Origin of the sequence: Sedimentibacter sp. LTW-03, from assembly GCF_052059825.1 — a bacterium.
Taxonomy (GTDB): Bacteria; Bacillota; Clostridia; order Tissierellales; family Sedimentibacteraceae; genus Sedimentibacter.
Map to the genome: position 1 here is coordinate 1,034,830 of NZ_CP197180.1, position 24,706 is coordinate 1,059,535.

A 24,706-nucleotide genomic window follows, 5' to 3' on the forward strand; every position below is an offset into this window, starting at 1 on the left:
ATGCCTTTAAAAGAGAAACTCATGGGAGACCTTAAAGAGGCCATGAAATCTAAAAACAAAGTCAAAAAAGATGTTGTTACAATGGTAAGAGCAGCTATTAAACAAAAAGAAGTTGATGAAAGAGTTGAACTTTGCGATGCTGATGTAATAGATATAGTATCTAAGCAAATAAAACAGAAAAAAGACTCAATTTCCGACTTTGAAAAAGGCAATCGACAGGATCTTATAGATCTTACCAATGAAGAAATCAAAATACTATTAGAATATTTACCGCCTCAACTGTCAGATGAAGAACTTGATTCTATTGTTCAAAAAGCAGTAGAGCAAACAGGCGCTCAGACCAAGAAGGACATGGGAAAGCTTATGGCTCTCATAATGCCTCAGGTCAAGGGCAAAGCAGATGGCAAGCATGTAAATCAAATTGTGGCGAAATATATTAAATAGTTTAAAAACCCTGATATCAGGGTTTTTTTTGTATGTAAATTTTTAAAACATTATTTGATTGCGTTAATATCTTGACAATAGCTAGCGATATATGTATACTGTATTTACGTTATATTTTAAAAAATATAACGACAATATTGTTGGAGGAACAAAATGAAAACATTTAAAACAGGTGTATTTATTCTTGCATTATTGATGCTTATTGCTACTGTTACCGCGTGCAGCAATGAAAATGACACAATTAAGGACGGCGGCGCAAAGGATGAACAAGAGACAGTTGACAACGAAAGTGCTTCTCTTCTTGTTTATTGTGGTGCAGGATTGAAAAAGCCTATGACAGAAATATCACAAATATACCAGCAGGAAAATAACCTAAAAATTGAATATGTATTTGCAGGTTCAACACAGCTGCTGGGTCAGGTTGAACTTTCAGGCAAAGGTGATGTGTTTATAGTAGGATCAAAGAAGGCGTATGCCTCTGCGGTAGAAAAGGGTTTGGCTGAAGAATGCATGGAGGTGGCATACCATAATCCCGCTATAGGAGTTCAAAAAGGAAATCCGCTGAATATAAAGTCATTGGAGGATCTTGCTAAACCGGGAGTAAAGGTAGTTCTTGGAGATGAAGAAGCAAATGCAATAGGTGAAACAAGTCAAAGAATAATAGAAAAAACAGGACTGGATGGGATAAATGACAATGTTGTTTCAAAAACTTCAACGGTTAATGAGCTTATAGTGCATTTAACATCAAAAGACGCTGATGCAGCAATAATTACGGAAGATTCAGCTTTTCAAAATGAAGGAATTGAACTTATTAAAATTCCTGAAGATATAAATATAGCGCAGATTATTCCTGTGGGGACTTTAAAATCTACACAGCAGGAAGACGAAGCCAAACGATTTGTTGACTTTGTATGTTCAAACAAGGGAAAAGAAATATTTGAAAAATATGGATTCCCTCCTGTAAAATAGACAGAAAATTATTATGAAAGACAAGCTTTTTACAGTTATTACATATTGTTTTTTAGCAGCAGCATTGCTTTTTTTGTTGATACCACTTGTTTTATTAGTGTCCAGAGGTATCAACAGCGTCATGACATGTATTAAGTCGGAAGAGATAATATTTTCAATCAGATTAAGTCTTATAACATCAAGTATTTCAACATTATTGTGTCTGATCATTTCATTGCCTTCTGCATATTGTCTGGCAAGGCTGAATAAAGGCTATGAGAAAATAGCTTCAGTATTGATTTTTCTGCCCATGTCTTTACCTCATTTAGTATCCGGTATAGCACTGCTTCTTTTTTTAGGAAATTCGGGAGCAGGCAGAATATTATCAAAGCTTGGAATAGATTTTGTTTTCACAAAAAAAGGTATTGTTGCGGCTCAGGTTTTTGTAAATATGCCATTTATGATTAAAATACTGAAAACAGCTGTTGAAGATTCAGGAAGTAAAATGGAATTTATTTCACGAACATTGGGATGCAGCAGATTTCAGTCATTCATATATGTTGTAATTCCACAGATAAAAAGCAGTATTCTATCTTCGGCAGTAATTGTATGGTCCAGGGCTCTGGGTGAATTTGGAGCAGTAATCATGCTGGCGGGAACAACAAGAATGAAAACAGAAGTGCTTCCCACGGCAATATTTTTAAATATGTCTACAGGAGATTTGGATATAGCTATAGGAACTGCAACAATTTTAATAAGTATTTCCTTATTATCTATGCTCTTATTTGAAATTATAGAGAGAAAACACTCTAATTATTAAAAAGGATATCGTATGCTGGAAATTAAAAATATAAAATTAAAACTTGGCAAGTTTTGCTTAAGAAATGTTAATATTAATATAAAGGCAGGAGAATATTTTGTCATACTTGGGCCCAGCGGTGCTGGAAAAACTGTCCTTCTTGAAACAATAGCAGGGCTTTACCTACCTGATAAAGGAAGTATATATTATAATAAAAGAAATCTTCTCAAGCTTTCTCCCGAAAAAAGGAATGTGGGGTTTGTGTATCAAAACTATGAACTTTTTCCTCACATGACAGTAAAAGATAACATTACATTTGGACCTAAAATAAGGAAGGTAAGCAAAAGTGTTATCGAGGAGAAATTATGCATACTAGTTTCAATGCTCAAAATAGACCATTTATTGGACAGATATCCTGCAAGGCTTAGCGGGGGAGAAAAACAGAGGGTTGCTTTAGCTAGAGCACTTATCATATCTCCAGAAATATTACTTTTGGATGAACCAATGAGTGCTCTTGATATGAACATAAAGCTGAAGCTTCAACAGGAAATGAAAAATATACATAAAAGGCTCAAAACTACCGTTATTCATGTTACCCATGATGTGGACGAGGCTGTTTACTTATCAGACAGAATAGGCGTAATGAATGAAGGAAGATTATTATCAACATGTGACAGCAGAGATATATACAATGAAGGGGATGCGTTATTTTTAAAAGAAACTATAGAAATTCAAGAAGAAAGGCGGAAGGAAAATGGACTTATATACGGATTTACAAAATAGATTTAAAAAAATAGTTTCAGACAGTAATTTAGATAAAGAAGGTATTTTTGTTACCACTTCTGCGTTGACACCGGAGGAAGCAATTGGAATTACCTCTAGAAAAGATTATCCGCTGTTAAACGGCAAAGAGGTTTTAATAAATGCTGAATTTAAGGGAGCTATCGGCCAGGCATTTACTGATGCTCCAACTGTATTCAGAGGAAATATACAAGACATTATAAATATGGATTTATCGGATAACAGGAACAAGGCACTTTTCATTGCCTCATTAAATGCTGTTCTAAAATACCTTGGTCTAATAAGCAATACTGTTCATTGTAAGAATCAGGAACCAGAACTCTGTGGAAGTGAATTTGTCAAGAACTTGAAGGAAAAATTCGGAAATGTCAATATAGGATTAGTAGGTTTTCAGCCAGCAATTTTAGATAATATCAGGAAGCATTTTTCTGTAAGGGTTTTAGACCTTGATGACAATAATATCGGCAAAATAAAGTATGATACTATGGTGGAAGACAGCAGAGAAAAAGCCCATGATGTTATGAATTGGGCAGATTTACTTCTGGTTACCGGCAGCACTGTAACTAACGGCACTATTACACAGTTTCTATCTTTGGATAAGCCTGTGTTTTTTTTCGGTACAACTATAGCAGGTGCGGCATATTTAAAAGATCTTGAAAGGCTGTGCTTCTATTCTGCATAAAAAGCCGGGTATATTTAGTGTTTTCTTCTTTAGAGAAGCATTAGACATTTTTTTACTTAGCTAAAAATCTTTAAAAAATTCCCAAGTATGCATATTGCGATTCGGGAATTTTTTTGTATATTTTTACTCATACAATATTTATAAATACCATATTGTATGGATTATAAAAGAGCTGCAAACGGGCATCTGCAGCAATTATGCCCTGATTGACGTAAAGCTCAATACTCAGATGTATCCTGATCCGGCAGTATATTAACTAAATAAAAATCATTTCCATGATTTGCATGTTATAATTGGTGGTATATTACATTATGGTATATAAACTATTAAACTCTATAGTAAGGAGACACAAATGAACCATATAGGAAATATAATACATAAATTAAGATTAAATCAGGGAATGAGTCGAAAAAAATTGTGCGAAAATATTTGTTCTGACAAATATCTCTACATGGTTGAAAAAGGGTTGCGCAGCCCTTCAACGGAGATAGTCAGGCTGCTCAGCATCAGACTTGGGGATAACTTGTTTGAATATTATGAATTTCTTGACTGTGATGAACCGATTCAGGTTAAGAAATTGGTTAATAAATTTACTATGTACAGAGCAATTGCTGATTTTAATAAATTAGAGGAAGCTAACGACAGAGCTGCCAAGTTGCCGGACTTTAAAAAAGCTCCGTGGAAGTATGAGATAAAGGTTAATAACATAGCTCATTCTGTATTTGTAGATCATAAATACGAGGTTGCAATAGAAAAAATCAATAAACTTATTGATAAAATAGAACCCAGGTATAGGGAAGAAGGGTTTACGGCAAATTTGTATATTATGCTGTCTACGTGTTATCAATTTTACCACAACATCGAAAAGTCAAAAGAAGCAATATTGAAGGCAAATGAAATACTGAACAATAAAACTATGCTTCTGAGATACTCACATATTATAATATCCGTCAAGTTGAACATAATGACACTTGCTCATATCAGCGGGGAGAATGATTTAGCCATAGAGCATGGACTATGGATAAACCACTACCAACTGGAAACAAATACATATGAGCGGGCTAATTTCACATACTACTATCTTGCTTATGCTTATTATAAAAAGGAAATGAAGACAGAAGCTGTTGAATGGTTTGAAAAATGTCTTTATGAATTGCTCATACAGTACAGTCCTGTACCTGCATACTATATATCAACGTACGGACCTTTCTATGAATTATTCAGCAGAGATTATATAAGCGAAGAACTAATTAATAAAATAAAAAAACAATATAGTTTTATCGATAATGACACGAAACAGAACTTATTAAAAGCTTCGGAGGTAAAGGCATTAGATTTGTAGATATCTCTCGAGGGAGAGAGGTAGCTTAATATAAAACAAAGGTAAGGAATAACAATATATTATCTTGATTTTTGAGGTTAAATATATTATGCTCATAAAAAGGCGACTAATAAAGTATAGTATAATATTTATTAGTCGTCGGATATATTTATTGAATAATATCCGTAGAAATACAATACCTTTAGCTTTTGAAGAGCGGATGAATTTAAATACGAAAGGGAAATAATATGAAATGGTTAAATAAACTTGAAAGAAAATTTGGTCGTTATGCTATACCGAATTTAATGCATTACATAATTGGAATAACTATGGCAGTATATATTGCACAATATATTCTAAACATATCACTTTACAACTATTTAGTTTTTATTCCGGACTTAATTATTAAAGGGCAGATTTGGAGAATAATAACCTTTATTTTCATACCGCCGGCTACATCAATTATTTTCATTGTATTTGTTATGTATTTTTATTACATGATGGGAACAACTCTTGAAAATGAATGGGGATCATTTAAATTTAACATGTACTATCTCTTTGGTATGGCAGGTACAATTATTGCTGCATTTTTAACAGGGGCAGGAACCAGTGCCTACTTGAACTTATCGTTGTTTCTTGCATTTGCATACCTGTTCCCTAATTTAGAAATATTGCTGTTTTTTGTTATTCCAGTTAAAGTTAAGTGGATTGCATATCTGGACTGGGCATTCTTCATCATCAGCTTGATTTTTGGAACTATAAGTACCAAAGTTGCTGTTATTGCATCGTTGATTAATTTCTTTATCTTCTTTGGAGGAGATTTTATTGATTATATAAAATATCAGAGAAAATACGGTGCAACAAGAAGAAATTTTAAAAGAGAGATGAAAAAATATAAAGACGGATGGCAATAAACATTGAACTCAATAATTATATAAAATTACTATTACCTAAGTATAAATAATATAGAAAGTAGAGAAATATAAGGTGAATTTAATATAATAATTATCAGGTTGCTTTTTATGAAGTAACCTTTGATTCATCTTTGCATAAAATATAAGCATCTTGTAAAATTCGGGGAGAATTAATGATTTATAAATATGATGCTTCTATAATCGGCGGCGATTCACGCCAGACTTATCTCGCTTCATTTCTGAACAAATCAGGCTTTAAAATAATTACCTTCGGATTATCCGGAAACATATCGGCAAAAACAGCAGACAAAGCTGATTCTCTGCACCATGCTATGGAATTGAGCAATACCTTGATTACGCCGATACCATTTTCAAGAGATAAGGTAAATATAAACAGCACATACAGAGATTCAGGAAGCCTTTCAATCGAAGAATTTACAGCTTGTCTAAATCAACAGCATTATTTAATAGGAGGAAATCTTCCGGAAAAAGTTACGGAGGACTGTAAAGCAAAGAATATTTCATATTATGATCTGATGAAAAATGAAAGCCTTGTACTCTTTAATGCCATTTCTACCGCTGAAGGTGCAATAGCGGAAGCGATACTAAAGAGTAATATTAACCTGCACAGAAACAATGTACTGGTATTAGGTTACGGAAAATGCGGCAGGGTATTAGCATCAAAATTAAATGCGCTTGGTGCTAATGTTACAGTTGCAGCAAGAAAAGAAAGTGCTCTGACGGAAGCCTATATCAATAGTCTATCTTATATTCAGATTAATGAAAATAACCTAGATGTACGTGATTTTAATTTCATATTTAATACAATTCCTTCACCTGTACTCAATGAAAAAATATTGTCGTCAGTTTCTTCGGATACTACTATTATAGACATTGCATCATCCCCTGGGGGAGTTGACTATGAATGTGCCGAGAGACTTAATCTAAACGCACATCTATGTCTTGGCATTCCTGGAAGGACAGCTCCTAAATCCTCGGCAGAATTTCTTGCCAAAGCAATTATTCCAATTTTGAAAGAAAGAAGTGATTAATTTGACCTTATCAGGAAAGAAAGTGGGAATTGGCATAACCGGTTCCTTTTGTACTTTTGAAAAAATAGTACCTCAAATAGTAAAAATAGCCGAGCAGTGTGATAATTTATATTCTGTTTTTTCATTTAACGCGCAATCTATAGACAGCCGCTTCGGGAATGCAGAGGACTACATTCAAATTTTATCTGAAATAACAGGGAAACCGCCGATTACAACAATTGAAGGAGCTGAGCCTGTGGGGCCTAAAAACATGTTCGATGTATTTTTAATTGCCCCCTGCACAGGCAATACGGCAGCAAAGCTTGCCAACGCAATTACAGACACACCCGTCCTGATGGCGGCAAAAGCGCACCTCAGAGGAAATAAACCTGTAGTTATTTCTATTTCAACAAATGACGCACTTGGAATGAATTTTGAAAACATAGCAAGGCTGTATAATACAAAAAATATTTACTTCGTACCTTTTGGACAGGATAACTATAATGGTAAACCGAATTCCATGACTGCACACATTGACAATATAATTCCGGCAATTGAAATGGCTTTGGAAGGAAAGCAGCTTCAGCCAGTAATTTGCGGACCTAAATAAAAATTCAGGGATATTTTTCCCTGAATTTTTTTAGGGAATTACCTTATTTTGCATTAATAAAGTTTTTTAAAATAAAAGTAAATAAATAACATTTATAAAAAAATATGAAAAAATTTGAAACTTTTTTTACTGCCTTTCGTCATATATTATATGAGGGGAATTATTTGTTAAAATTTAATATTCTTACGATAATCTACAGGGGAGGCAGCGAAGAAAAATTTTCATGTCTGTCCTGGGACTTACATTATTAACAGTCAGCTACATTCTATGAAGATACATTTAAATGTAATTGAAAAACAAGGGGGACAGAGGATGAGCAAAGAAAATAAAAAAAGCTTTGTAATTTTAATATGTTCAATAATCATTTTTATTTTATCTGTCAATATTTTTACATTTACTGTAAACTCAGCATACAAAGTCTTAATAGATAATCTTTCATCTGCTTCAACAGATTATTTAGGGGCGAGCTCAATATCACCGGATAAATTAAAAAATATTGATATTGCTTTAAGCAACCTAGAGGTAATAAGGTCGGAAACAAGTTCTGCTTTGCTGAGTAAGTTGTTGAATACTAAAATTACACCGGAAAACATAAATGATGCCAATAGTACATATGTATATATCACTTATAACCATGATGAAATAAAGCCAGTGAATATACAAAGCCGGAGACTATATAATTGAAAACAGAGGGCAAATCGGAGTTAAAAAAAGCGTGTAAGCTACAGGAGGTTTTTTAGAAATTTCTTTCTAAAAAACCTCCTGTTATTTTCAAATTATTTACAGAGTTCTACCTTTTTTCCCTCTAATATGTGGTTTGTTGTACGCATTGCACACATTTTTCCGCACATTGAGCAGCTGTTCTTGTCCGAAGGAGGTGTGCTTTCAAAATATTTTCTCGCTTTTTCTCCGTCTAAGGCAAGCGAAAACATTTCTTCCCAATCTATCCTTCTGCGTGCATCACTCATTCGATTGTCCATATCTCTTGACCCTGGGATTCCCTTTGCGATGTCAGCAGCATGAGCAGCAATTTTGCTGGCAGCTATTCCTTCTCTAACATCGTCAAGATCCGGCAGACGCAGGTGTTCAGCCGGAGTAACGTAGCAAAGAAAATCAGCTCCGTTTGCCGCAGCAATTGCACCGCCAATGGCTGAAGTTATATGATCATATCCTGGAGCAATGTCTGTTACAATAGGTCCAAGCACATAAAACGGAGCATTGTGGCAAATACGCTTTTGAAGAGTCATATTGGCGGCAATTTCATTCATGGCCATATGTCCCGGACCTTCAACCATCACCTGAACATCTTGTTCCCACGCACGTTTTGTTAAATTGCCTATTTCAATCAGCTCACTGATTTGAGCAGCATCGGTACTATCTGCAATAGATCCTGGTCTCAGGGCATCACCAAGGCTTATGGTAACATCATATTCTCTGAGTATACCTAGCAAATCATCATAATATTCAAAAAACGGATTTTCGTTTCCTGTCATTTCCATCCAAGCAAACAATAGAGAGCCGCCTCTTGACACTATATTTGTAAGACGTTTTTCTCGCTTTAGGGATTCTATGGCACGTCGGTTTATGCCGGCATGTATCGTCATAAAATCAACGCCTTCCTTTGCATGAGCTTCAACGACACTAAAAAAGTCCTGAGCGGATATTTCAGACAACTCTTTTTCAAGATAGCCCACCGCATCATACATAGGTACTGTTCCTATCATAGCACCGGACATTGCAATTAACTCTTTGCGAAAGGAATTTGTTTTTCCGTAGTTACTCAAATCCATTATTGATTCGCATCCGAATTTCAGCGATAATTTGGCTTTTTCAATTTCTAGGCTGTAATCCTTGCAATCTCCTGAAATACCCAAATTTACATTAATTTTGGTTTTAAGTCCGGTCCCTATTCCCTCAGGTGACAGAGAAGTGTGATAAATATTTGCCGGAATTGCTACCTGGCCGCACGCTACCAACTGACAAAGCTTATCAGCCTGCATGCCTTCTTTCTCTGCAACGACTTTCATTTCCTTAGTAATAAATCCTTTTTTTGCTGCTTCCATCTGTGTTTTGTACTTCATGAATACCTCCGTTATTTTGGTTTCAGCCTATATTTTTAGGCTGGCAGAGCCTGGGAATATTGGGGGCAAATAAAAAACGCCCACCTGAAAGGCAAGCGTTATAAATAATAGCAATATCGCTCCCTACCACGGTGTTAACCGTCAGGTTCAAAGGGTTAGGTTTTAACCTTCTCAACTGAATCCAGTTCCCCTGCTGTTTATATTTTACTATCATATTAAATGTGTGTCAACATTTAACAAATATCTGCCAATAAAATTATCACCAAAATCAGAAATAATTAATAATTTTATACAATTGCTGCTTTGATTATATATTTAAAAAGATGCCCACAGGTGTTATCATAGTACAAGTTACCTATGCATAATTTATTATAAGACAACTCTCATGTTTAAGCATGATCAAGCCATAAGGAGGTATGTATGGGAAAATTTAACAACCTTAGGAGCAAGCTGGCGGATGATTTAGAAATCCCCAATGATGCATTGTCGGACAATTTTGATTTAAAAATGCATGGAAATAAAAAAGTCATAATTGAAAACCATTTGGGTATGACTGTATACGAAAATGATGAGGTTGGGATAAAGACTGCAGAAAACACCATTTTGATAAAGGGATCGAAATTTAAGATAGAAGAGATAAATAACTATAATGTAATTATAAGAGGAAATATCAATCAAATTATATTTGGCAAGAAGGAGTAAGTATGCTTATATTTAAGTTGATGTATTTATTGAGAGGCTATGTTGTAGTGCGGCTTAAGGCATCTAACTGCGAAAAAATAATAAATTTACTCCGAAGAAAAGGCATTCGAATGTGGGATGTAGAAAAAAACGAGGAATCCGTTAGGTTTAAAATTTCATATGAAGATTACAGAAAGTATGAAGAAATATTGCGAGAAACAAAGACAGAGGCAGTCAGCAAAAAAGGTTTTGCATTAAAACTCAGAAAATTAAGAGTTCGCAAAGGCTTTATTGTTGGGCTTTTTATTCTTTTTATATGCCTTTACATAATATCATCTCTGGTATGGAGCGTGCAGATTGTAGGTACAACAAATCTTACAGCTAAAGAAATAATGAGGACTTTGGACGAAAACAGCATAAAAATTCCTATTGCTCACACAGAAATAAAAGCTAAAAAAATAGAGACTCTTCTTTACAGCAAGTTTGAAAATTTTAAATTTGTTGAGGTGTATATAGAAGGATCAAATTTAATAATATTTGTGAAAGAAAAAACTCCTGAAAAGGCAGAAATAAAAACCAACGAGCCATCAAGCATTATTTCAGTTAAAAATGCCATAATAAATAAAGTGATAGCAAAGAGCGGCCAACCTGTAGTCAAGGAAGGGGACGTAGTTTATGAAGGGCAGACTTTGGTTATGGGAATGGTCAAAAATAAAAATTCCGATGAATTTATGATGGTCCCTTCTGAAGGAACTATCTACGGCAAGACATATTACAATTTTGAAATGAAGGAGGAAAAGCTCAGGGAAATTGAAACAGCTACAAACAAAAGTAAAAATGTTTATTACTTGCAAATAAATGGCAATGGTATTAAAATAATAGGTGACAAAGATCCCTATGAAAATTATAATTATAGGGAGAAAATAATTAACATACCGATAATTTCAAATTTATCTGATATTGCGCTTGTAAAAGGAACATACTATGAACAGGAGCTCAAACCGTTTGAAATAGATGAAGCTACAGCAAAAAACACTATGACTGTTAATATGTACGATGATCTATTGAAAAAATGCGGCGCTGATGCTAAAATACTGAAATCATCCATAAATTTTTTAGAGGATGAAAAATATTACTATCTCAGGGCGCAAATTGAAATTATCGAAGACATAGGCGAAAAGGTAAGATTGTATCCAATGATGCCCGCCGACAACGAAGATGGAACAACATAGATTATTCTAGGAGGATTAATGGAGCTGTACGAAGAAAATGTTTTAATGGCAAATGAAGATAACCTTATAAAGCTTTTAGGAATTCATGACAAAAATATTAAAATAATAAAAAGCTATTTTGACGTCAATATACTTATAAGAAGCGGTGTCATCAAGGTTACAGGAGATAAGAAGAAAACAGAAGCAGTCGTTAAGATATTAAAAGACATGATTAATGTAATTGACACGGAAGGAGAGATAAGCGACCAGAAGGTAGTTTATTTAATTGAAGCAAACAATTCAAATTCCGGTATAGACTATAGTGAAGTATTAAAAGACGTAATTGTCACCACCGCATCGGGTAGAATTATTAAACCTAAAACAGTGGGGCAGAAGAGATACATGGATATTATAAACAGGAAGGATATAACATTTGGAATTGGCCCTGCCGGTACAGGAAAAACTTATCTGGCAGTTGCCGCAGCAGTAAATTCTTTCAGAAAAAAAGAAGTTGACAGGATAATTCTCACAAGGCCTGCGGTGGAAGCAGGAGAAAAACTGGGATTTCTGCCAGGTGATCTGCAAGACAAGGTTGATCCATATCTTAGACCCCTTTATGACGCTCTGTTTGACATAATGGGACCTGAAAATTACCTAAAAAACGTAGAAAAGCAGCTTATTGAAGTTGCTCCACTCGCATATATGAGAGGTCGTACTCTAGATTCGTCCTTCATCATTCTTGATGAGGCTCAAAACACAACAAATGAGCAGATGAAGATGTTTTTGACGCGTATAGGCTACGGATCGAAAGCAGTCATAACGGGGGACATTACCCAGATAGACCTTCCTGCTGGAAAGAAGTCCGGACTTAAGACCGTTGCAAGGATTTTAAAAGATATTGAAGATATAGGATTCATGTATTTTAACACTACAGACGTTGTAAGACATAAGCTAGTTCAAGACATAATTAAAGCATACGAAAGATACGAGGGAAAAAATGATTAATGTATTATTTGATAACAGACAGGATGTAATGGAAATTACAGACGAAAATATGAAGGCTATTGAAAAGGCTGTAGATGCTGTGCTTGAAGAAGAAGGGTGTGAGGGAGACTACGAGGTGAGTGTTTCCTTCGTTACCAACGATGAAATAAAGGAACTTAACAGAGATTACAGGAATGTTGACTCAGAAACAGATGTATTGTCATTTCCAATGGATGATGACGAATTTAACGGAGTTATTATACTTGGTGACATTGTGCTTTCAACTCAGAAAATAATTGAACAAGCCAATGATTTCGGCCACAGTCTGGAAAGAGAAATGCTGTACCTGTCAGTGCACAGCATGCTTCATCTGTTAGGATATGACCATATGAATGCATCCGAAAAGGAAGAAATGCGCTCAAAAGAAAAAGATATTATGAAAAGGCTTAAAATATATAAATAAGGAATTGTTTATGAAAAAAATACTGTCTTATATAATGGTTTTAGTCATGGTCTTTGCTGTATCCTGCAGCAGCAGAACGTCTGTACCGCAGGATGCCGAGAAGTCGGAAGCACCGGCAGAAGAGGAAAAAATACTAAAAACAGAAGAAACAGAAAAGCAGGAGGATGACCCAAACAAGATTGCTTCCCCTCTTGACGGCTTGAAATATTACCCTGAAGAATTGTCTAAAAGACCTGTAGCCCTGTCATTGGACAATCATCCTGATGCTAGGTGGCAGTCGGGATTGAAGGACGCGGAAATAGTCTATGAGTTTGAGGTAGAGTATCCATATACAAGATACCTTGCTGTGTATCTGGCAAAGGAACCTGAGCTTGTAGGGCCGGTAAGAAGTGCAAGGCCTTATATAATTTATTACGCAATGGAAAATGATGCTGTGTTTGTGCATGTTGGCGGAAGTGAGGAGGCTTTTTCAGAAATAAGAAGACTGGGCACTGCAGAAGTAGACGGACTGTATTCAGGCGCTATGTGGCGCTACAACGATACGGGAAAGTTTGCTCCCCACAATATGTACACAACTTTGCAATCCATCCGAGACGAATCGGAAAGACTGGGTTTCAGATCTGATGCATCATTTGAAAAATATGATTTCAATGATAAGTCTGTTTCGCTTTCTAAAAAATATGACAGTGTAAACGCTAAAAAAATCAATATTGCATATAATAAAGAAAATACTACCGAATATGTGTATGACGATGAATCAGGGCTTTATTTGCGTTTTAAAGACAACGAAAAACATTTGGATGAATTAGACAAAGAGCAGCTTGAAACTAAGAATATAATAGTTTTAGAGGCTCCTAAGAGCGTACTGGACAGTGAAGGCAGGCTTAAACTGAAAACAATAGGTACGGGAGAAGGAATGTATTTTACGAATGGAGAATTTGTAAATATTACTTGGAAAAAGGATTCCGAAAAGGAAAGAACAAGATTTTACATAGATGGGGAACAGCTTAAATTTAACCCCGGAAATACATGGATTCAAATAGTGGACAGCGTTAGCTGCGTTGCAGCTGAATAAATAAAAAGGATGATAGTATGGAAGATAAATTATTGATAAAAATAGCTATAGAAGCGAGAGAAAAATCTTACAGCCCTTATTCTAAATTCAAGGTAGGAGCAGCTGTGTTTACTAAAAGCGGCAAAGTTTTTACCGGCTGCAATATAGAATCGGCTTCCTACTCTCCTACAATTTGTGCTGAAAGAGTAGCCGTTTCCAAGTGCATATCCGAAGGTTACCGAGATATTGAAAAAATTGCCGTTATCGGAAGCGAAACAAAGACTTCATTTCCTTGCGGAGTTTGCAGGCAGTTTTTAGTTGAATTTGGAAGAAATATAAAGGTTATATGTGCCAAAAGCATAGATTCATACAAAGTATATACATTAGATGAGCTCCTGCCTAATAGTTTTGGGCCGGAGGATTTAGAATAAAAACGAAAGAGGAAAAGAATGTTTAAATCAGGATTCGTTACAATAATAGGAAGACCAAACGTAGGAAAATCTACGCTTATGAACTCAATGATAGGTGAAAAGATTTCCATAATGTCGAATAAACCGCAGACTACAAGAAACAAAATAAGAACAGTCTACACCGATGATGAGGCTCAGATTGTTTTCATAGATACTCCGGGTATTCACAAGCCTAAAAATCAGCTGGGAGAGTTCATGAATTATGAGGTAGATACGGCATTAGAAGAAATGGACGTATTGATAATGCTTACGGATGAATTTAATAAAATAGGGCCTGGAGATGAATTTATAATTGAAAAAATTAAGGGGCTAAAAGCTAAAAAAATACTTGTTATAAACAAAGTAGATAAATTTGACAAAGAAGATGTAGTAAGAATGGCAAAGGAGTTTGATAAGTATAAGCTGTTCGATGACATACTTCCGATGTCTGCTCTAAAAAACGTAGGCGTGGACTCATTAATAAAGCTTATAATAAAATATTTAAAACCTGGCCCCATGTACTTTCCTTCGGATTATATAACAGACAGACCTGAAAGATTCGTGGTTGCTGAAATAATAAGAGAAAAAGCTTTAATGTACCTTCAGGAAGAGGTTCCTCACGGCATAGCTATTGAAGTTGAGGAAATGAAGGAGAGAAAGAACAGGAACCTTGTGGACATACGTGCAAATATACTTTGCGAAAGAAAGTCTCATAAAAGTATTATCATAGGCAAGGACGGAAGAAAAATCAAAGGTATAGGAAAGAGCGCAAGAGAGGATATAGAAGGACTTTTGGGCAGTCAGGTAAACCTTCAGCTTTTTGTAAAAATATCTGAAAATTGGAGAGATAACAACTACCTGCTGAGAACGCTGGGATACGATAAAAAATGATAACTGATGAAATTCTTGTGGTAAAGGAAGTAAGCTATAAGGAAAATGATAAAATTCTTCATGCGCTGTCAAGGACAAGAGGAAAGATACAAATTATGTCAAAAGGTTCAAAAAAAAGCATTTCTCGCTTAATAAATGCTTCACAGCTTTTTGCGCACTCCAAATGTTCCATGACAATATCCAGAGATATGTATATTATGACATCTGCTGAGCTTATAGACAATTTTTACAATCTAAAAAATAATATAGACGCTTTTTTTTACGGTAATTATATTTTAGAACTTATTAGCTATGTGGCTCAGGAAAATGAATATGATATGCGCATTTTTGATATGACTGTAGCTGTGCTTCATCACCTGTCGGTGTTTACAAAGGATTTTGATAAATTGACTGCGGCATATGAACTTAAACTTGTATCCATGCTGGGATACATGCCCGGCTTAAAGTATTGCCTGTCTTGTGGAAAGGAAATTGAAAATCAGTCATTGTTTTCCATTAAGGATGGCGGCTTGTTTTGCAATGAGTGCGTAAATTATGGAAATGGAATAAATGTAACTTATAGTGAAATACTAACTATGGAAAAAATTTTAAGAACAAGGTTTGAAAATATTGGCTCTGTTGAAATAAACCAAAAGCTCTTACAATTAATTAGGAATTTCCTGTTTTATTATATCGGTAAAAACAGCTTTGCCACATTAAAGTTACTATGAAAAGAAAGGATAACATATGGAAAACGACAAACTACAAAAAATCGATGATATTCTTAAACGAACAAATACTGACTATTCAACAGCTAAACAGGCTCTTGAGGATGCAAACGGAGACGTTCTTGAAGCAATTATTCTGATAGAAAACCAAGGCAAACATCAGAGCAATTCTCAAAACGGACCAAACAAAGGTGAACAGATACTAAATCAGCTGAAAGATATTTTAGCAAAAGGTAATGCAACTAAATTGACAATAAAGAAAAATAACGAAACTATAATCAATGTACCTGTAACAGCAGGATTGATAGGTGCTTTTATTGCTCCTTTTTTATCGGCTGCAGGTATTACCGCAGCGCTTCTGACTCAGTGCTCGGTTGAAATTACACAGACTGACGGCAAAGTGGTTGATCTTGGTCAAAAAGTTGACCAGGGAATGGATGCAGTCAAGGATGTAATGCAAGATATGAAACACGGAGCCGAAAACTTTAGAGATGACATTAAACAGGGAGCCACCGACTTTAAAGAGGATATATCCGACTCAATCAATAAAAATAAAGATGAACTCTAAATTGTTCTTGACATAAAAACGTAATTTTGTTACATTATAGTTAATGTTGAGACTGTGATAAAGAAGAGTAATCTATGCAGAAATTCTTAGAGAGTCAGATTAGGTGAAAGCTGATATTAACGCATAGGTGAAGGGAGCTTTTGAGTCCTTTGTTTAAAGAGGACAAAGCGATTGCTTTGTCAAATAGGGTGGAACCGCGGAATTAATCTTTCGTCCCTATATGGGATGAAAGATTTTTTGTGTTTACATAATTAGATCGTTAAATTGGCTTGTCACCGAAAATTTTTTATCCTTAGAAAATATCACATTAAATGGAGGCTGTCATGGCAAAAAAAGAAAAGAACAAATTAGAAAAACTTGTTTCACTATCTAAATCAAGGGGTATTATATTCCCGGGATCAGAAATTTACGGGGGATTGGCAAATACATGGGATTATGGCCCTTTGGGCGTTGAAATAAAAAACAATGTTAAAAAAGCATGGTGGAAGAAATTTATCCAGGAAAGTCCGCACAATGTAGGACTGGATGCAGCAATACTGATGAACCCTACAACTTGGGTAGCTTCAGGGCACGTTGGAGGATTCAGCGATCCTCTTATGGACTGCAAAGACTGTAAATCCAGATTTAGAGCTGATAAATTGATTGAAGACTATATGCATGAAAAAAATGAATTTCAAGTGGTTGACGGATGGACAAATAATCAAATGGAAGAATACATTGCAGAAAATAATATTAAATGTCCGGAATGCAAGTCAACAAACTTTACTGCTATAAGAAAATTCAATCTTATGTTTAAAACGTTTCAGGGTGTAACTGAAGATTCTCAGTCGGAGATATATTTGAGACCTGAAACAGCACAGGGCATATTTGTAAATTTCAAAAATGTTGCACGTTCTACAAGAAAAAAAATACCTTTCGGTATAGGTCAAATAGGAAAATCATTTAGAAATGAAATTACTCCCGGCAATTTTACATTTAGAACCAGAGAATTTGAACAGATGGAACTTGAATTTTTCTGCAAGCCCGGAGAAGACCTAGAGTGGTTCTATTATTGGAAAGAATTCTGCATGAACTGGTTGCTCAGTCTTGGAATGACGAAAGAAAATGTTCGATTCAGAGATCATGAGCAGGCTGAATTATCTCACTACAGCAATGCAACATCTGATATTGAATATCTGTATCCGTTTGGTTGGGGAGAGCTTTGGGGAGTTGCGGACAGAACAGATTTTGACTTAAAGGCTCACATGAGTACTTCAGGAGAAGATTTATCTTATCAGGATCCTGTTACCAATGAAAAATACGTACCATACTGTATTGAACCATCATTGGGTGCTGACAGAGTAATGCTTGCATTATTACTGGATGCGTACAAGGAAGAAACTTTAGAAGACGGAACAGAAAGGTCAATGCTGAAACTTCACCCTGCATTAGCTCCGTATAAGGCAGCAATATTCCCTCTGACAAAGAAGCTTAGCGAGCCTGCAACTGAGCTGTACCATACGCTTCAAAAACATTTTAATGTGGATTATGATGATGCGGGAAGCATCGGTAAAAGATACAGAAGACACGATGAAATCGGCACTCCTTATTGCATAACGTATGACTTCGAATCCATGGAGCAGGGATCTGTAACAGTAAGAGATCGAGATACTATGGAACAGGTAAGGGTAAAAATAACTGATTTAGTACAGTTTATAAATGAAAAAATAGCTTTTTAGATAAATGATAACATAGTGTGCATCTGTCGAAGGATAGAAAATAAGTTTTCTGTTATTCGACAGATGTCGCGAAAGGGGAGATTCCTATTAAATTATCAGATAGACAAAACAAAATTGTTGAAATAATTGAAAAGCATCAGCCAATAACCGGAGAGTCTATTGCTGAAAAGATTGGCCTTACAAGAGCGACCCTCAGACCGGACTTGGCAGTTCTCTCAATGTGCGGCTTGATTGATGCAAAGCCTAAAGTAGGATACTATATATCTAATAAAAAAAATAACAAAGATATAATAGAAAAACTATCTGCAATTAAAGTATCGGAAATAAAATCACTTCCCATAAACGTATCTGAGAACACAAGTGTTTATGATGCGATTGTTACTTTGTTTCTTGAGAATGTCGGCACGCTTTTTGTTGTAGAAGATGATGCTCTCAAGGGAGTAATATCAAGGAAAGACTTGCTGAAATCAGCAATGGGAGGGAAAGATTTAACCAGTATACCGGTTGGCGTAATCATGACGAGGATGCCTAAAATTGTATATTGCACAGAGGACGATTCGATAATAGATGCGGCAGAAAAAATAATTGAAAATGAGGTAGACTGTGTTCCGATAATTACAAATATGCCAAACGGTAAAATCAAAGCCTTTGGTCGTATATCAAAGACAAATATAACAAAAGTTCTTTTGGAAATATCCAAGTAAGAGGTAGCTATGGAAAAAATAAATATTTATGCAGTTTCAGACTCACTGGGAGAAACTGCCGAACAAGTTTCTAAAGCTGTTATAAGGCAGTTTGATATAGCAGATTTTGATATAAAAAGAGTTTCATATATCAATGACAAGGAAGCAATTGATAATTTAATCGATAAAGCATCCAAAGAAAATTCGTTTATTGTTTTTACGCTTGTAGTTGAAGATCTTAGAGATTATTTGATGCAAAGGGCGTTCGAGCATAATATAGGTGCGGTGGATATTATGACACCTGTTCTTTTGCCGCTCGTTAAACAGCTGGGAGTTTCTCCGAAGCAGGAACCCGGTCTTTTGAGAAAACTGGACGAAAAATATTTTAAAAAGGTTGAAGCGGTTGAGTTTGCCGTTAAATATGATGACGGAAAAGATACGCGAGGAATTCTTCTGGCAGACATTGTTCTTGTGGGAGTATCTAGAACCTCAAAAACACCTCTATCAATGTACCTTGCACATAAAAACCTGAAAGTCGCAAACATACCCCTTGTTCCGGAGGTAAGCCTTCCTGATGAACTTAAGCTTATATCGCCAAAAAAAATAATCGGATTAACGTTAAATATAGAAAATCTCAATAAAATAAGACGAGAGCGACTTAAGGCAATGGGACTTAAAGATACAGCAAACTATGCTAACATGGAGAGAATTTTCGAAGAACTTGAATATGCCGTAAGAGTAATGAAAAGTCTGAAGTGCAAGGTTATTGACACTACAGACAAAGCTGTGGAGGAAACGGCATCGATTATACTTGATTATATTTCTGAAAACAACAAGTAAGGAAAGTGGTGCGGATGAATATAAGAGAAAAATGCGAACAGTTTGAAATTGAACATTTATCTCCGTTAGCTGCCAAAAGCAGATATTCCCGCGGCAGAAAAGATGAGGAGCCGAAATGTGATATAAGGACTGAATACCAGAGGGACAGAGACAGAATTTTGCATTCTAAGGCTTTTAGAAGACTTAAGCATAAAACTCAGGTTTTTTTGTCGCCGGAAGGAGACCATTACAGAACACGGCTTACTCACACACTTGAAGTATCACAGATTTCCAGGACAATTGCAAGAAGTCTGGGCCTGAATGAGGATCTTACAGAAGCAATAGCTCTGGGGCACGATCTGGGGCATACTCCATTCGGTCACACAGGTGAAAGAATATTAAACAAGTTGTGCGAGACAGGATTCAGGCATAATGAACAAAGCCTGAGGGTTGTCGAACTTTTGGAGTTAAGAAACGAAAATTATGGACTTAATCTTACATATGAAGTGAAGGATGGAATTCTCAATCATCCCCTCGGTGGCAGCCCTGAAACATTAGAAGGGCAAATTGTAAGAATCTCTGATAAAATAGCTTATATTAACCACGATATAGATGATGCGGTAAGAGCCGGGATTATAAAGCACAGTGACATACCGGAAATATATCTCAGCGTCCTGGGTTTTACCCACGGTCAAAGAATCAATACCATGATTACAGACATAATCAGTAACAGCATGGATAAAAATATTATATCCATGAGCGATGAAATAAATAATTACACTCTTAAGCTCAGAGATTTTCTGTTTAAAAACGTCTATTACAATAAGATAGCTAAAAGTGAAGAAGATAAGTCTATTTTTATAATAAGTAAAATATTTGAATATTACGCGAAGCATTTTGAAGCTCTCCCGGATTTTTATATAAAAATATATAACAATAATAATTTCAGCAAAAGTGAGATAATTAAAGATTATATTGCGGGAATGACAGACCGCTATGCAATGAAGATATTTGAAGAATTGTATATACCAAAGCCTTGGCGACAATAAAAAAATTGTTGACAAGCTTATTTTGTTGTAATATAATTTAGTTTCAACGTGAACATAATGGTGATAGTATGCCCTATAAATTGGATTCTGATGTAATAAAAAGAATTCTGGATGAAAACAATATAGTAGATGTAATAGAAGAATTTTTGCCGCTAAAAAAGGCAGGCAGTAATTACAACACTAATTGCCCCTTTCACAAGGAAAAAACTCCTTCATTTATTGTTTCTCCGGAGAAACAAATGTTTCACTGCTTCGGCTGCGGTGAAAGTGGTGACAGTATAAGCTTCCTTACAAAGTATAAAAACTTTACATTTGTAGAAGCAGCCGAGTACTTGGCGCGAAAAGCCGGAATAGTTTTGGAGGAAACAAACTCGTATTCAAAGAATAATGAAAGCCGCCAACTTGCAGAGAGGCTTTATAAGATTAACCGTGATGCTGCACTGTATTTTTTTGAAAACATGAAAAGCAGCCCACAGGTTATAAAGTACTTAAAATCCAGAAAAATTGACGTTCCTGTAATAAAAAAATTTGGAATTGGATATGCTATAAACCAATGGGATAATTTGCTAAAATATTTGACACATAAAGGTTATATAGAAGAAGAAATTTTAAAGACAGGACTTATAATAAAGAGCAAGAACTACAATTCTTATTATGACCGGTTCAGAAACAGAGTAATGTTCCCAATTTTTGATTTGAAAGACAGAATAATAGGTTTTGGAGGTAGAGTTCTGGATGATTCACTTCCAAAATATTTAAATTCTCCCGAAACACAGATTTTTAATAAGGGCTACAATTTATACGGATTAAATTTGGCTCGCGGTAATGTAAGAGATAAACATTTCATTTTGGTTGAAGGATACATGGATGTAATCAAAATGCATTCATACGGATACAATAACACCGTAGCAGCTTTGGGAACATCATTAACGAACAACCAAATTAAATTGATGAAAAGATATTCTAAAAATTTTTATGTTACTTTTGATTCCGATAGTGCCGGTCAAAAGGCAGCACTGAAGGCTATGAATATGTTCAAGCAAAACAATCTTGATGCCAAGGTTGTAATAATGCAGGATGCCAAAGACCCTGACGAGTATCTAAACAAATTTGGAAAAATAAAATTTGACAAATTACTGGAAAATTCTCTTGATTATTATAGCTTTTTAGAATTACATTATAAAGAAGTTTTTGAAAATTCTAACAAAGTTGAATATATAAACAAATTTTTTGACAATATAGTATATGTGAACAGTGAAATTGAAAAAGAATTAATATTTGAAAAATTATCTAGAAAAGTGGGTGTTTCCAAAGAGTCTATAATAAAAGAATTTAATAAAAAAAATAACAGAAAAGAAACTTTTGTTAAAGCTGCACAGCCTGCAAGGCACTTGCCTCAGGTAAATAAAATTACAACATCCCATGAAGAGAAGCTTATCAAACTTATACTCTTAAACAATGACTTTGCATTGCAGTTAAAAGAGATAGTCAATGAAGCCACATTTACGGACTTGGAATACTATAATATTTTTAGAGAAATGTATGAATACAGAATCAATGATATGAGTATAGATGAGGAAAGCTTGAATAATATTATAAAAAATAAGGAAGATGTTAAAGTTTTATTGCAGTATGACGATGTTGATTATGATAATTTAGAGGCTTTATTCAAAGATTGTATTAAAAGATTAAAAATTAAATATTATGAAAATAAGAAAACTTTGCTTACGGAAGCTTTGTCACAATCTGAGAATACATCAAAAAGTGGTGAAATTATGAATGAAATTTTTAGCCTCGCTAAAAAAATTAAATCAACTAAGGAGGAGGTTAATTAGCCCATGGGTGAAACTAAAAATGTGAATTCCAAAGATGAGTCTGAAAAAAACGCTGAAATGCTTCAAAAAATAGATTCCATTAAAAATAAATTAATAGAAAAAGGCAAAAAAAACGGATTCATAACATATAAAGAAGTGTTGAGATCATTTGAAAAATTGGATATTAATCCTGAATTTATTGATGATTTTTACAAGCAAGCAGAAGATAATGACCTTGAAATACTAGGGTTCCAAGATGATATGATTCCTGAAAAAGTTGATGACGGTGATGGCGCTGAAACAAAGGAAGAAGATGCAGATTTTTTTGTAAGCCAAACGGATGATGATATACTAAAGGGTGTAAATATTGATGACCCTGTGAGAATGTACCTAAAGGAAATCGGAAAAGTGCCGCTTTTAACCGCAAGTGAAGAAATAGATCTGGCAAAAAGAATGCAGGATGGCGATGAGGAAGCCAAAAAAAGACTGGCTGAAGCTAACTTAAGACTCGTTGTAAGCATAGCAAAGCGATATGTAGGGAGAGGAATGCTGTTTCTTGACCTTATTCAGGAGGGAAATCTTGGACTTATCAAGGCTGTTGAAAAATTTGATTACACAAAAGGTTTCAAGTTCAGCACATACGCTACATGGTGGATAAGACAGGCAATTACCAGAGCTATTGCAGACCAAGCAAGAACAATAAGAATACCGGTTCATATGGTAGAGACAATTAATAAGCTCATAAGAATAAAAAGACAGCTGCTTCAGGAATTGGGAAGAGATGCTACCCCTGAGGAAATAGCTCTCGAAATGGAAATGGAACCGGATAAGGTAAGAGAGATATTAAAAATTGCTCAGGAGCCTGTTTCACTTGAAACTCCTATAGGTGAAGAAGAAGACAGCCATTTGGGAGACTTCATTCCTGATGATGAGGTGCAAGCACCTTCTGATGTTGCAACATTCACTCTTCTTAAGGAACAACTTTCATCGGTACTTCATACTTTGACCGACAGAGAACAGAAAGTTCTTAGATTGAGATTCGGACTTGATGACGGAAGAGCAAGAACGTTGGAAGAGGTAGGAAAAGAGTTTGATGTAACAAGAGAAAGAATAAGACAGATTGAAGCAAAGGCTCTGAGAAAGCTCAGACACCCAAGCAGAAGCAAAAAATTGAAAGATTATCTGGAATAAAATTGACAATCATAAATACACGGTCGGCAAAAGCCGTTCCGTTGCTGGGAGGGAATAATGCCCTCCCGTTTTTATTTAATCAATAAATTTTTAAATATAGGTGGGAAAATGAACCGTTTAGAATGCATAAAATCAATGGTATCAAAATGCAGTGTGGCGGCAGATATAGGAACCGACCACGGTTATGTTGCAGAAATGCTTTTAAAGGACAGCATATGCCAGAAAGTAATTGCAACAGATTTGAATGAAGGACCTTTAAGCAGAGCTGTTGAGCACTTAACATCTATTAATCTTGCAGATAAGTGTAATTTTAGGCTTGGCAGCGGATTGACCGTACTCAATGAAGGAGAGGCGGATGCTGTTATAATTGCAGGCATGGGAGGAGAACTTATATCTGATATTATTGAAACTTCAAAAAATATAGCAATACATACAAAAGAGCTTATCTTGCAGCCTATGACAACAGCAGACAAATTGAGGCATTATTTGTTTAAAAATAATTTTAAAATTTTAGATGAAAATATTGTTAAAGAGCTCCACCATTACTATTTCGTTATTAAAGCTGTGCCAGGCACGGTGGAAGAAGATGATGAATTTTATTATGAATTCAGCAGAATACTTATTGATAAAAAAGAAACGTTAATGCATGAGTACATGAACAAAGCACTGAACATAAATGAAAATATAATCAGAAACCTTGAAAAGAACAGTAATAATGATTATAATAAAAAAATAGAAGCTTTGATATATAAAAACAAAAGAATAAGGGAGCTGATGAAAAATTAATATTGAT

The 24,706-nt window shown here is 35.1% G+C and carries 27 protein-coding genes, 1 riboswitch and 1 other annotated feature; of the genes, 26 read left to right on the forward strand and 1 reads right to left on the reverse strand.

Going from position 1 to position 24,706, the window contains the following annotated elements; translation table 11 throughout:
- The 10 genes from ACS3UD_RS05210 (at position 1) to ACS3UD_RS05255 (ending at position 8,234) form a co-directional block, all read left to right on the forward strand.
- Complete coding sequence (locus tag ACS3UD_RS05210; protein WP_308137482.1) at positions 1 to 444, forward strand: GatB/YqeY domain-containing protein; 444 nt, start codon at positions 1 to 3, stop codon at positions 442 to 444.
- Positions 445 to 597: 153 nt separating this feature from the next.
- Complete coding sequence (modA, locus tag ACS3UD_RS05215) at positions 598 to 1,413, forward strand: molybdate ABC transporter substrate-binding protein (protein ID WP_308137481.1); 816 nt, start codon at positions 598 to 600, stop codon at positions 1,411 to 1,413.
- Between the two features lie 13 nt (positions 1,414 to 1,426).
- Positions 1,427 to 2,212 (forward strand): ABC transporter permease, encoded by a 786-nt coding sequence (locus ACS3UD_RS05220; RefSeq protein ID WP_440977734.1) that lies wholly within the window; start codon positions 1,427 to 1,429, stop codon positions 2,210 to 2,212.
- Between the two features lie 12 nt (positions 2,213 to 2,224).
- On the forward strand, positions 2,225 to 2,974 hold the full coding sequence (locus tag ACS3UD_RS05225; RefSeq protein ID WP_308137479.1) for an ABC transporter ATP-binding protein: 750 nt from the start codon (positions 2,225 to 2,227) through the stop codon (positions 2,972 to 2,974).
- Positions 2,946 to 3,674 (forward strand): Rossmann-like domain-containing protein, encoded by a 729-nt coding sequence (locus tag ACS3UD_RS05230; protein WP_308137478.1) that lies wholly within the window; start codon positions 2,946 to 2,948, stop codon positions 3,672 to 3,674. The genes ACS3UD_RS05225 and ACS3UD_RS05230 overlap by 29 nt, the downstream gene beginning before the upstream one ends.
- Positions 3,675 to 4,026: 352 nt before the next feature.
- Positions 4,027 to 5,016: a helix-turn-helix domain-containing protein gene (locus ACS3UD_RS05235; protein ID WP_308137477.1), complete on the forward strand. Its 990-nt coding sequence runs from the start codon at positions 4,027 to 4,029 to the stop codon at positions 5,014 to 5,016.
- 227 nt (positions 5,017 to 5,243) lie between these two features.
- Positions 5,244 to 5,909, forward strand: a complete 666-nt coding sequence (locus tag ACS3UD_RS05240) for a rhomboid family intramembrane serine protease (RefSeq protein WP_308137476.1) — start codon at positions 5,244 to 5,246, stop codon at positions 5,907 to 5,909.
- A gap of 173 nt (positions 5,910 to 6,082) precedes the next feature.
- Positions 6,083 to 6,961 carry a dipicolinate synthase subunit DpsA gene (gene dpsA / locus ACS3UD_RS05245; RefSeq protein WP_308137475.1) on the forward strand — a complete coding sequence of 293 codons (879 nt, stop codon included), beginning with the start codon at positions 6,083 to 6,085 and terminating at the stop codon, positions 6,959 to 6,961.
- Between the two features lies 1 nt (position 6,962).
- Positions 6,963 to 7,550 (forward strand): dipicolinate synthase subunit B, encoded by a 588-nt coding sequence (locus tag ACS3UD_RS05250; RefSeq protein ID WP_308140117.1) that lies wholly within the window; start codon positions 6,963 to 6,965, stop codon positions 7,548 to 7,550.
- 312 nt (positions 7,551 to 7,862) lie between these two features.
- Complete coding sequence (locus ACS3UD_RS05255) at positions 7,863 to 8,234, forward strand: hypothetical protein (RefSeq protein WP_308137474.1); 372 nt, start codon at positions 7,863 to 7,865, stop codon at positions 8,232 to 8,234.
- A gap of 92 nt (positions 8,235 to 8,326) precedes the next feature.
- Here ACS3UD_RS05255 and thiC read toward each other — a convergent pair whose 3' ends face one another.
- Positions 8,327 to 9,631 (reverse strand): phosphomethylpyrimidine synthase ThiC, encoded by a 1,305-nt coding sequence (gene thiC / locus ACS3UD_RS05260; protein ID WP_308137473.1) that lies wholly within the window; start codon positions 9,629 to 9,631, stop codon positions 8,327 to 8,329.
- 103 nt (positions 9,632 to 9,734) lie between these two features.
- A riboswitch (TPP riboswitch) is annotated at positions 9,735 to 9,833 on the reverse strand.
- Between the two features lie 218 nt (positions 9,834 to 10,051).
- On the opposite strand from thiC, the gene ACS3UD_RS05265 reads away from it, so the two are divergent.
- The 16 genes from ACS3UD_RS05265 (at position 10,052) to ACS3UD_RS05340 (ending at position 24,699) form a co-directional block, all read left to right on the forward strand.
- Positions 10,052 to 10,333: a YabP/YqfC family sporulation protein gene (locus ACS3UD_RS05265; RefSeq protein WP_308137472.1), complete on the forward strand. Its 282-nt coding sequence runs from the start codon at positions 10,052 to 10,054 to the stop codon at positions 10,331 to 10,333.
- Between the two features lie 2 nt (positions 10,334 to 10,335).
- Entirely contained in the window at positions 10,336 to 11,544 is a 1,209-nt protein-coding gene (locus ACS3UD_RS05270) for a sporulation protein YqfD (RefSeq protein WP_308137471.1), read from the forward strand.
- 18 nt (positions 11,545 to 11,562) lie between these two features.
- A complete protein-coding gene (locus ACS3UD_RS05275) occupies positions 11,563 to 12,528 on the forward strand; it encodes a PhoH family protein (RefSeq protein ID WP_308137470.1) in 966 nt (321 codons plus the stop codon).
- The gene (gene ybeY, locus ACS3UD_RS05280; RefSeq protein WP_308137469.1) at positions 12,521 to 12,970 is read left to right on the forward strand and encodes an rRNA maturation RNase YbeY; all 450 of its coding nucleotides are present in this window, start codon (positions 12,521 to 12,523) and stop codon (positions 12,968 to 12,970) included. Before ACS3UD_RS05275 ends, ybeY begins: the two co-directional genes overlap by 8 nt.
- A 10-nt stretch (positions 12,971 to 12,980) precedes the next feature.
- Positions 12,981 to 14,045, forward strand: coding sequence for a DUF3048 domain-containing protein (locus ACS3UD_RS05285; RefSeq protein ID WP_308137468.1), 1,065 nt, complete (start codon positions 12,981 to 12,983; stop codon positions 14,043 to 14,045).
- A gap of 17 nt (positions 14,046 to 14,062) precedes the next feature.
- Positions 14,063 to 14,455: a cytidine deaminase gene (cdd, locus tag ACS3UD_RS05290; protein WP_308137467.1), complete on the forward strand. Its 393-nt coding sequence runs from the start codon at positions 14,063 to 14,065 to the stop codon at positions 14,453 to 14,455.
- A gap of 18 nt (positions 14,456 to 14,473) precedes the next feature.
- Complete coding sequence (gene era / locus ACS3UD_RS05295) at positions 14,474 to 15,364, forward strand: GTPase Era (RefSeq protein WP_308137466.1); 891 nt, start codon at positions 14,474 to 14,476, stop codon at positions 15,362 to 15,364.
- Complete coding sequence (recO, locus tag ACS3UD_RS05300) at positions 15,361 to 16,074, forward strand: DNA repair protein RecO (RefSeq protein WP_308137465.1); 714 nt, start codon at positions 15,361 to 15,363, stop codon at positions 16,072 to 16,074. The genes era and recO overlap by 4 nt, the downstream gene beginning before the upstream one ends.
- A gap of 16 nt (positions 16,075 to 16,090) precedes the next feature.
- Positions 16,091 to 16,639 carry a DUF4342 domain-containing protein gene (locus ACS3UD_RS05305; protein WP_308137464.1) on the forward strand — a complete coding sequence of 183 codons (549 nt, stop codon included), beginning with the start codon at positions 16,091 to 16,093 and terminating at the stop codon, positions 16,637 to 16,639.
- 45 nt (positions 16,640 to 16,684) lie between these two features.
- Positions 16,685 to 16,860: a binding site (T-box leader), on the forward strand.
- Between the two features lie 102 nt (positions 16,861 to 16,962).
- Complete coding sequence (locus ACS3UD_RS05310; protein WP_308137463.1) at positions 16,963 to 18,357, forward strand: glycine--tRNA ligase; 1,395 nt, start codon at positions 16,963 to 16,965, stop codon at positions 18,355 to 18,357.
- A 113-nt stretch (positions 18,358 to 18,470) separates the two neighbouring features.
- Positions 18,471 to 19,061 carry a helix-turn-helix transcriptional regulator gene (locus tag ACS3UD_RS05315; protein WP_440977760.1) on the forward strand — a complete coding sequence of 197 codons (591 nt, stop codon included), beginning with the start codon at positions 18,471 to 18,473 and terminating at the stop codon, positions 19,059 to 19,061.
- A 9-nt stretch (positions 19,062 to 19,070) separates the two neighbouring features.
- Positions 19,071 to 19,880, forward strand: a complete 810-nt coding sequence (locus tag ACS3UD_RS05320; protein ID WP_308137462.1) for a pyruvate, water dikinase regulatory protein — start codon at positions 19,071 to 19,073, stop codon at positions 19,878 to 19,880.
- A gap of 14 nt (positions 19,881 to 19,894) precedes the next feature.
- Positions 19,895 to 20,908 carry a deoxyguanosinetriphosphate triphosphohydrolase gene (locus tag ACS3UD_RS05325; protein ID WP_308137461.1) on the forward strand — a complete coding sequence of 338 codons (1,014 nt, stop codon included), beginning with the start codon at positions 19,895 to 19,897 and terminating at the stop codon, positions 20,906 to 20,908.
- Between the two features lie 68 nt (positions 20,909 to 20,976).
- Positions 20,977 to 22,743, forward strand: coding sequence for a DNA primase (dnaG, locus tag ACS3UD_RS05330; RefSeq protein WP_308137460.1), 1,767 nt, complete (start codon positions 20,977 to 20,979; stop codon positions 22,741 to 22,743).
- Between the two features lie 3 nt (positions 22,744 to 22,746).
- The gene (gene rpoD / locus ACS3UD_RS05335; protein WP_308137459.1) at positions 22,747 to 23,913 is read left to right on the forward strand and encodes an RNA polymerase sigma factor RpoD; all 1,167 of its coding nucleotides are present in this window, start codon (positions 22,747 to 22,749) and stop codon (positions 23,911 to 23,913) included.
- A 108-nt stretch (positions 23,914 to 24,021) separates the two neighbouring features.
- Positions 24,022 to 24,699, forward strand: coding sequence for a tRNA (adenine(22)-N(1))-methyltransferase (locus tag ACS3UD_RS05340; protein WP_308137458.1), 678 nt, complete (start codon positions 24,022 to 24,024; stop codon positions 24,697 to 24,699).
- Positions 24,700 to 24,706 lie beyond the last annotated feature (7 nt).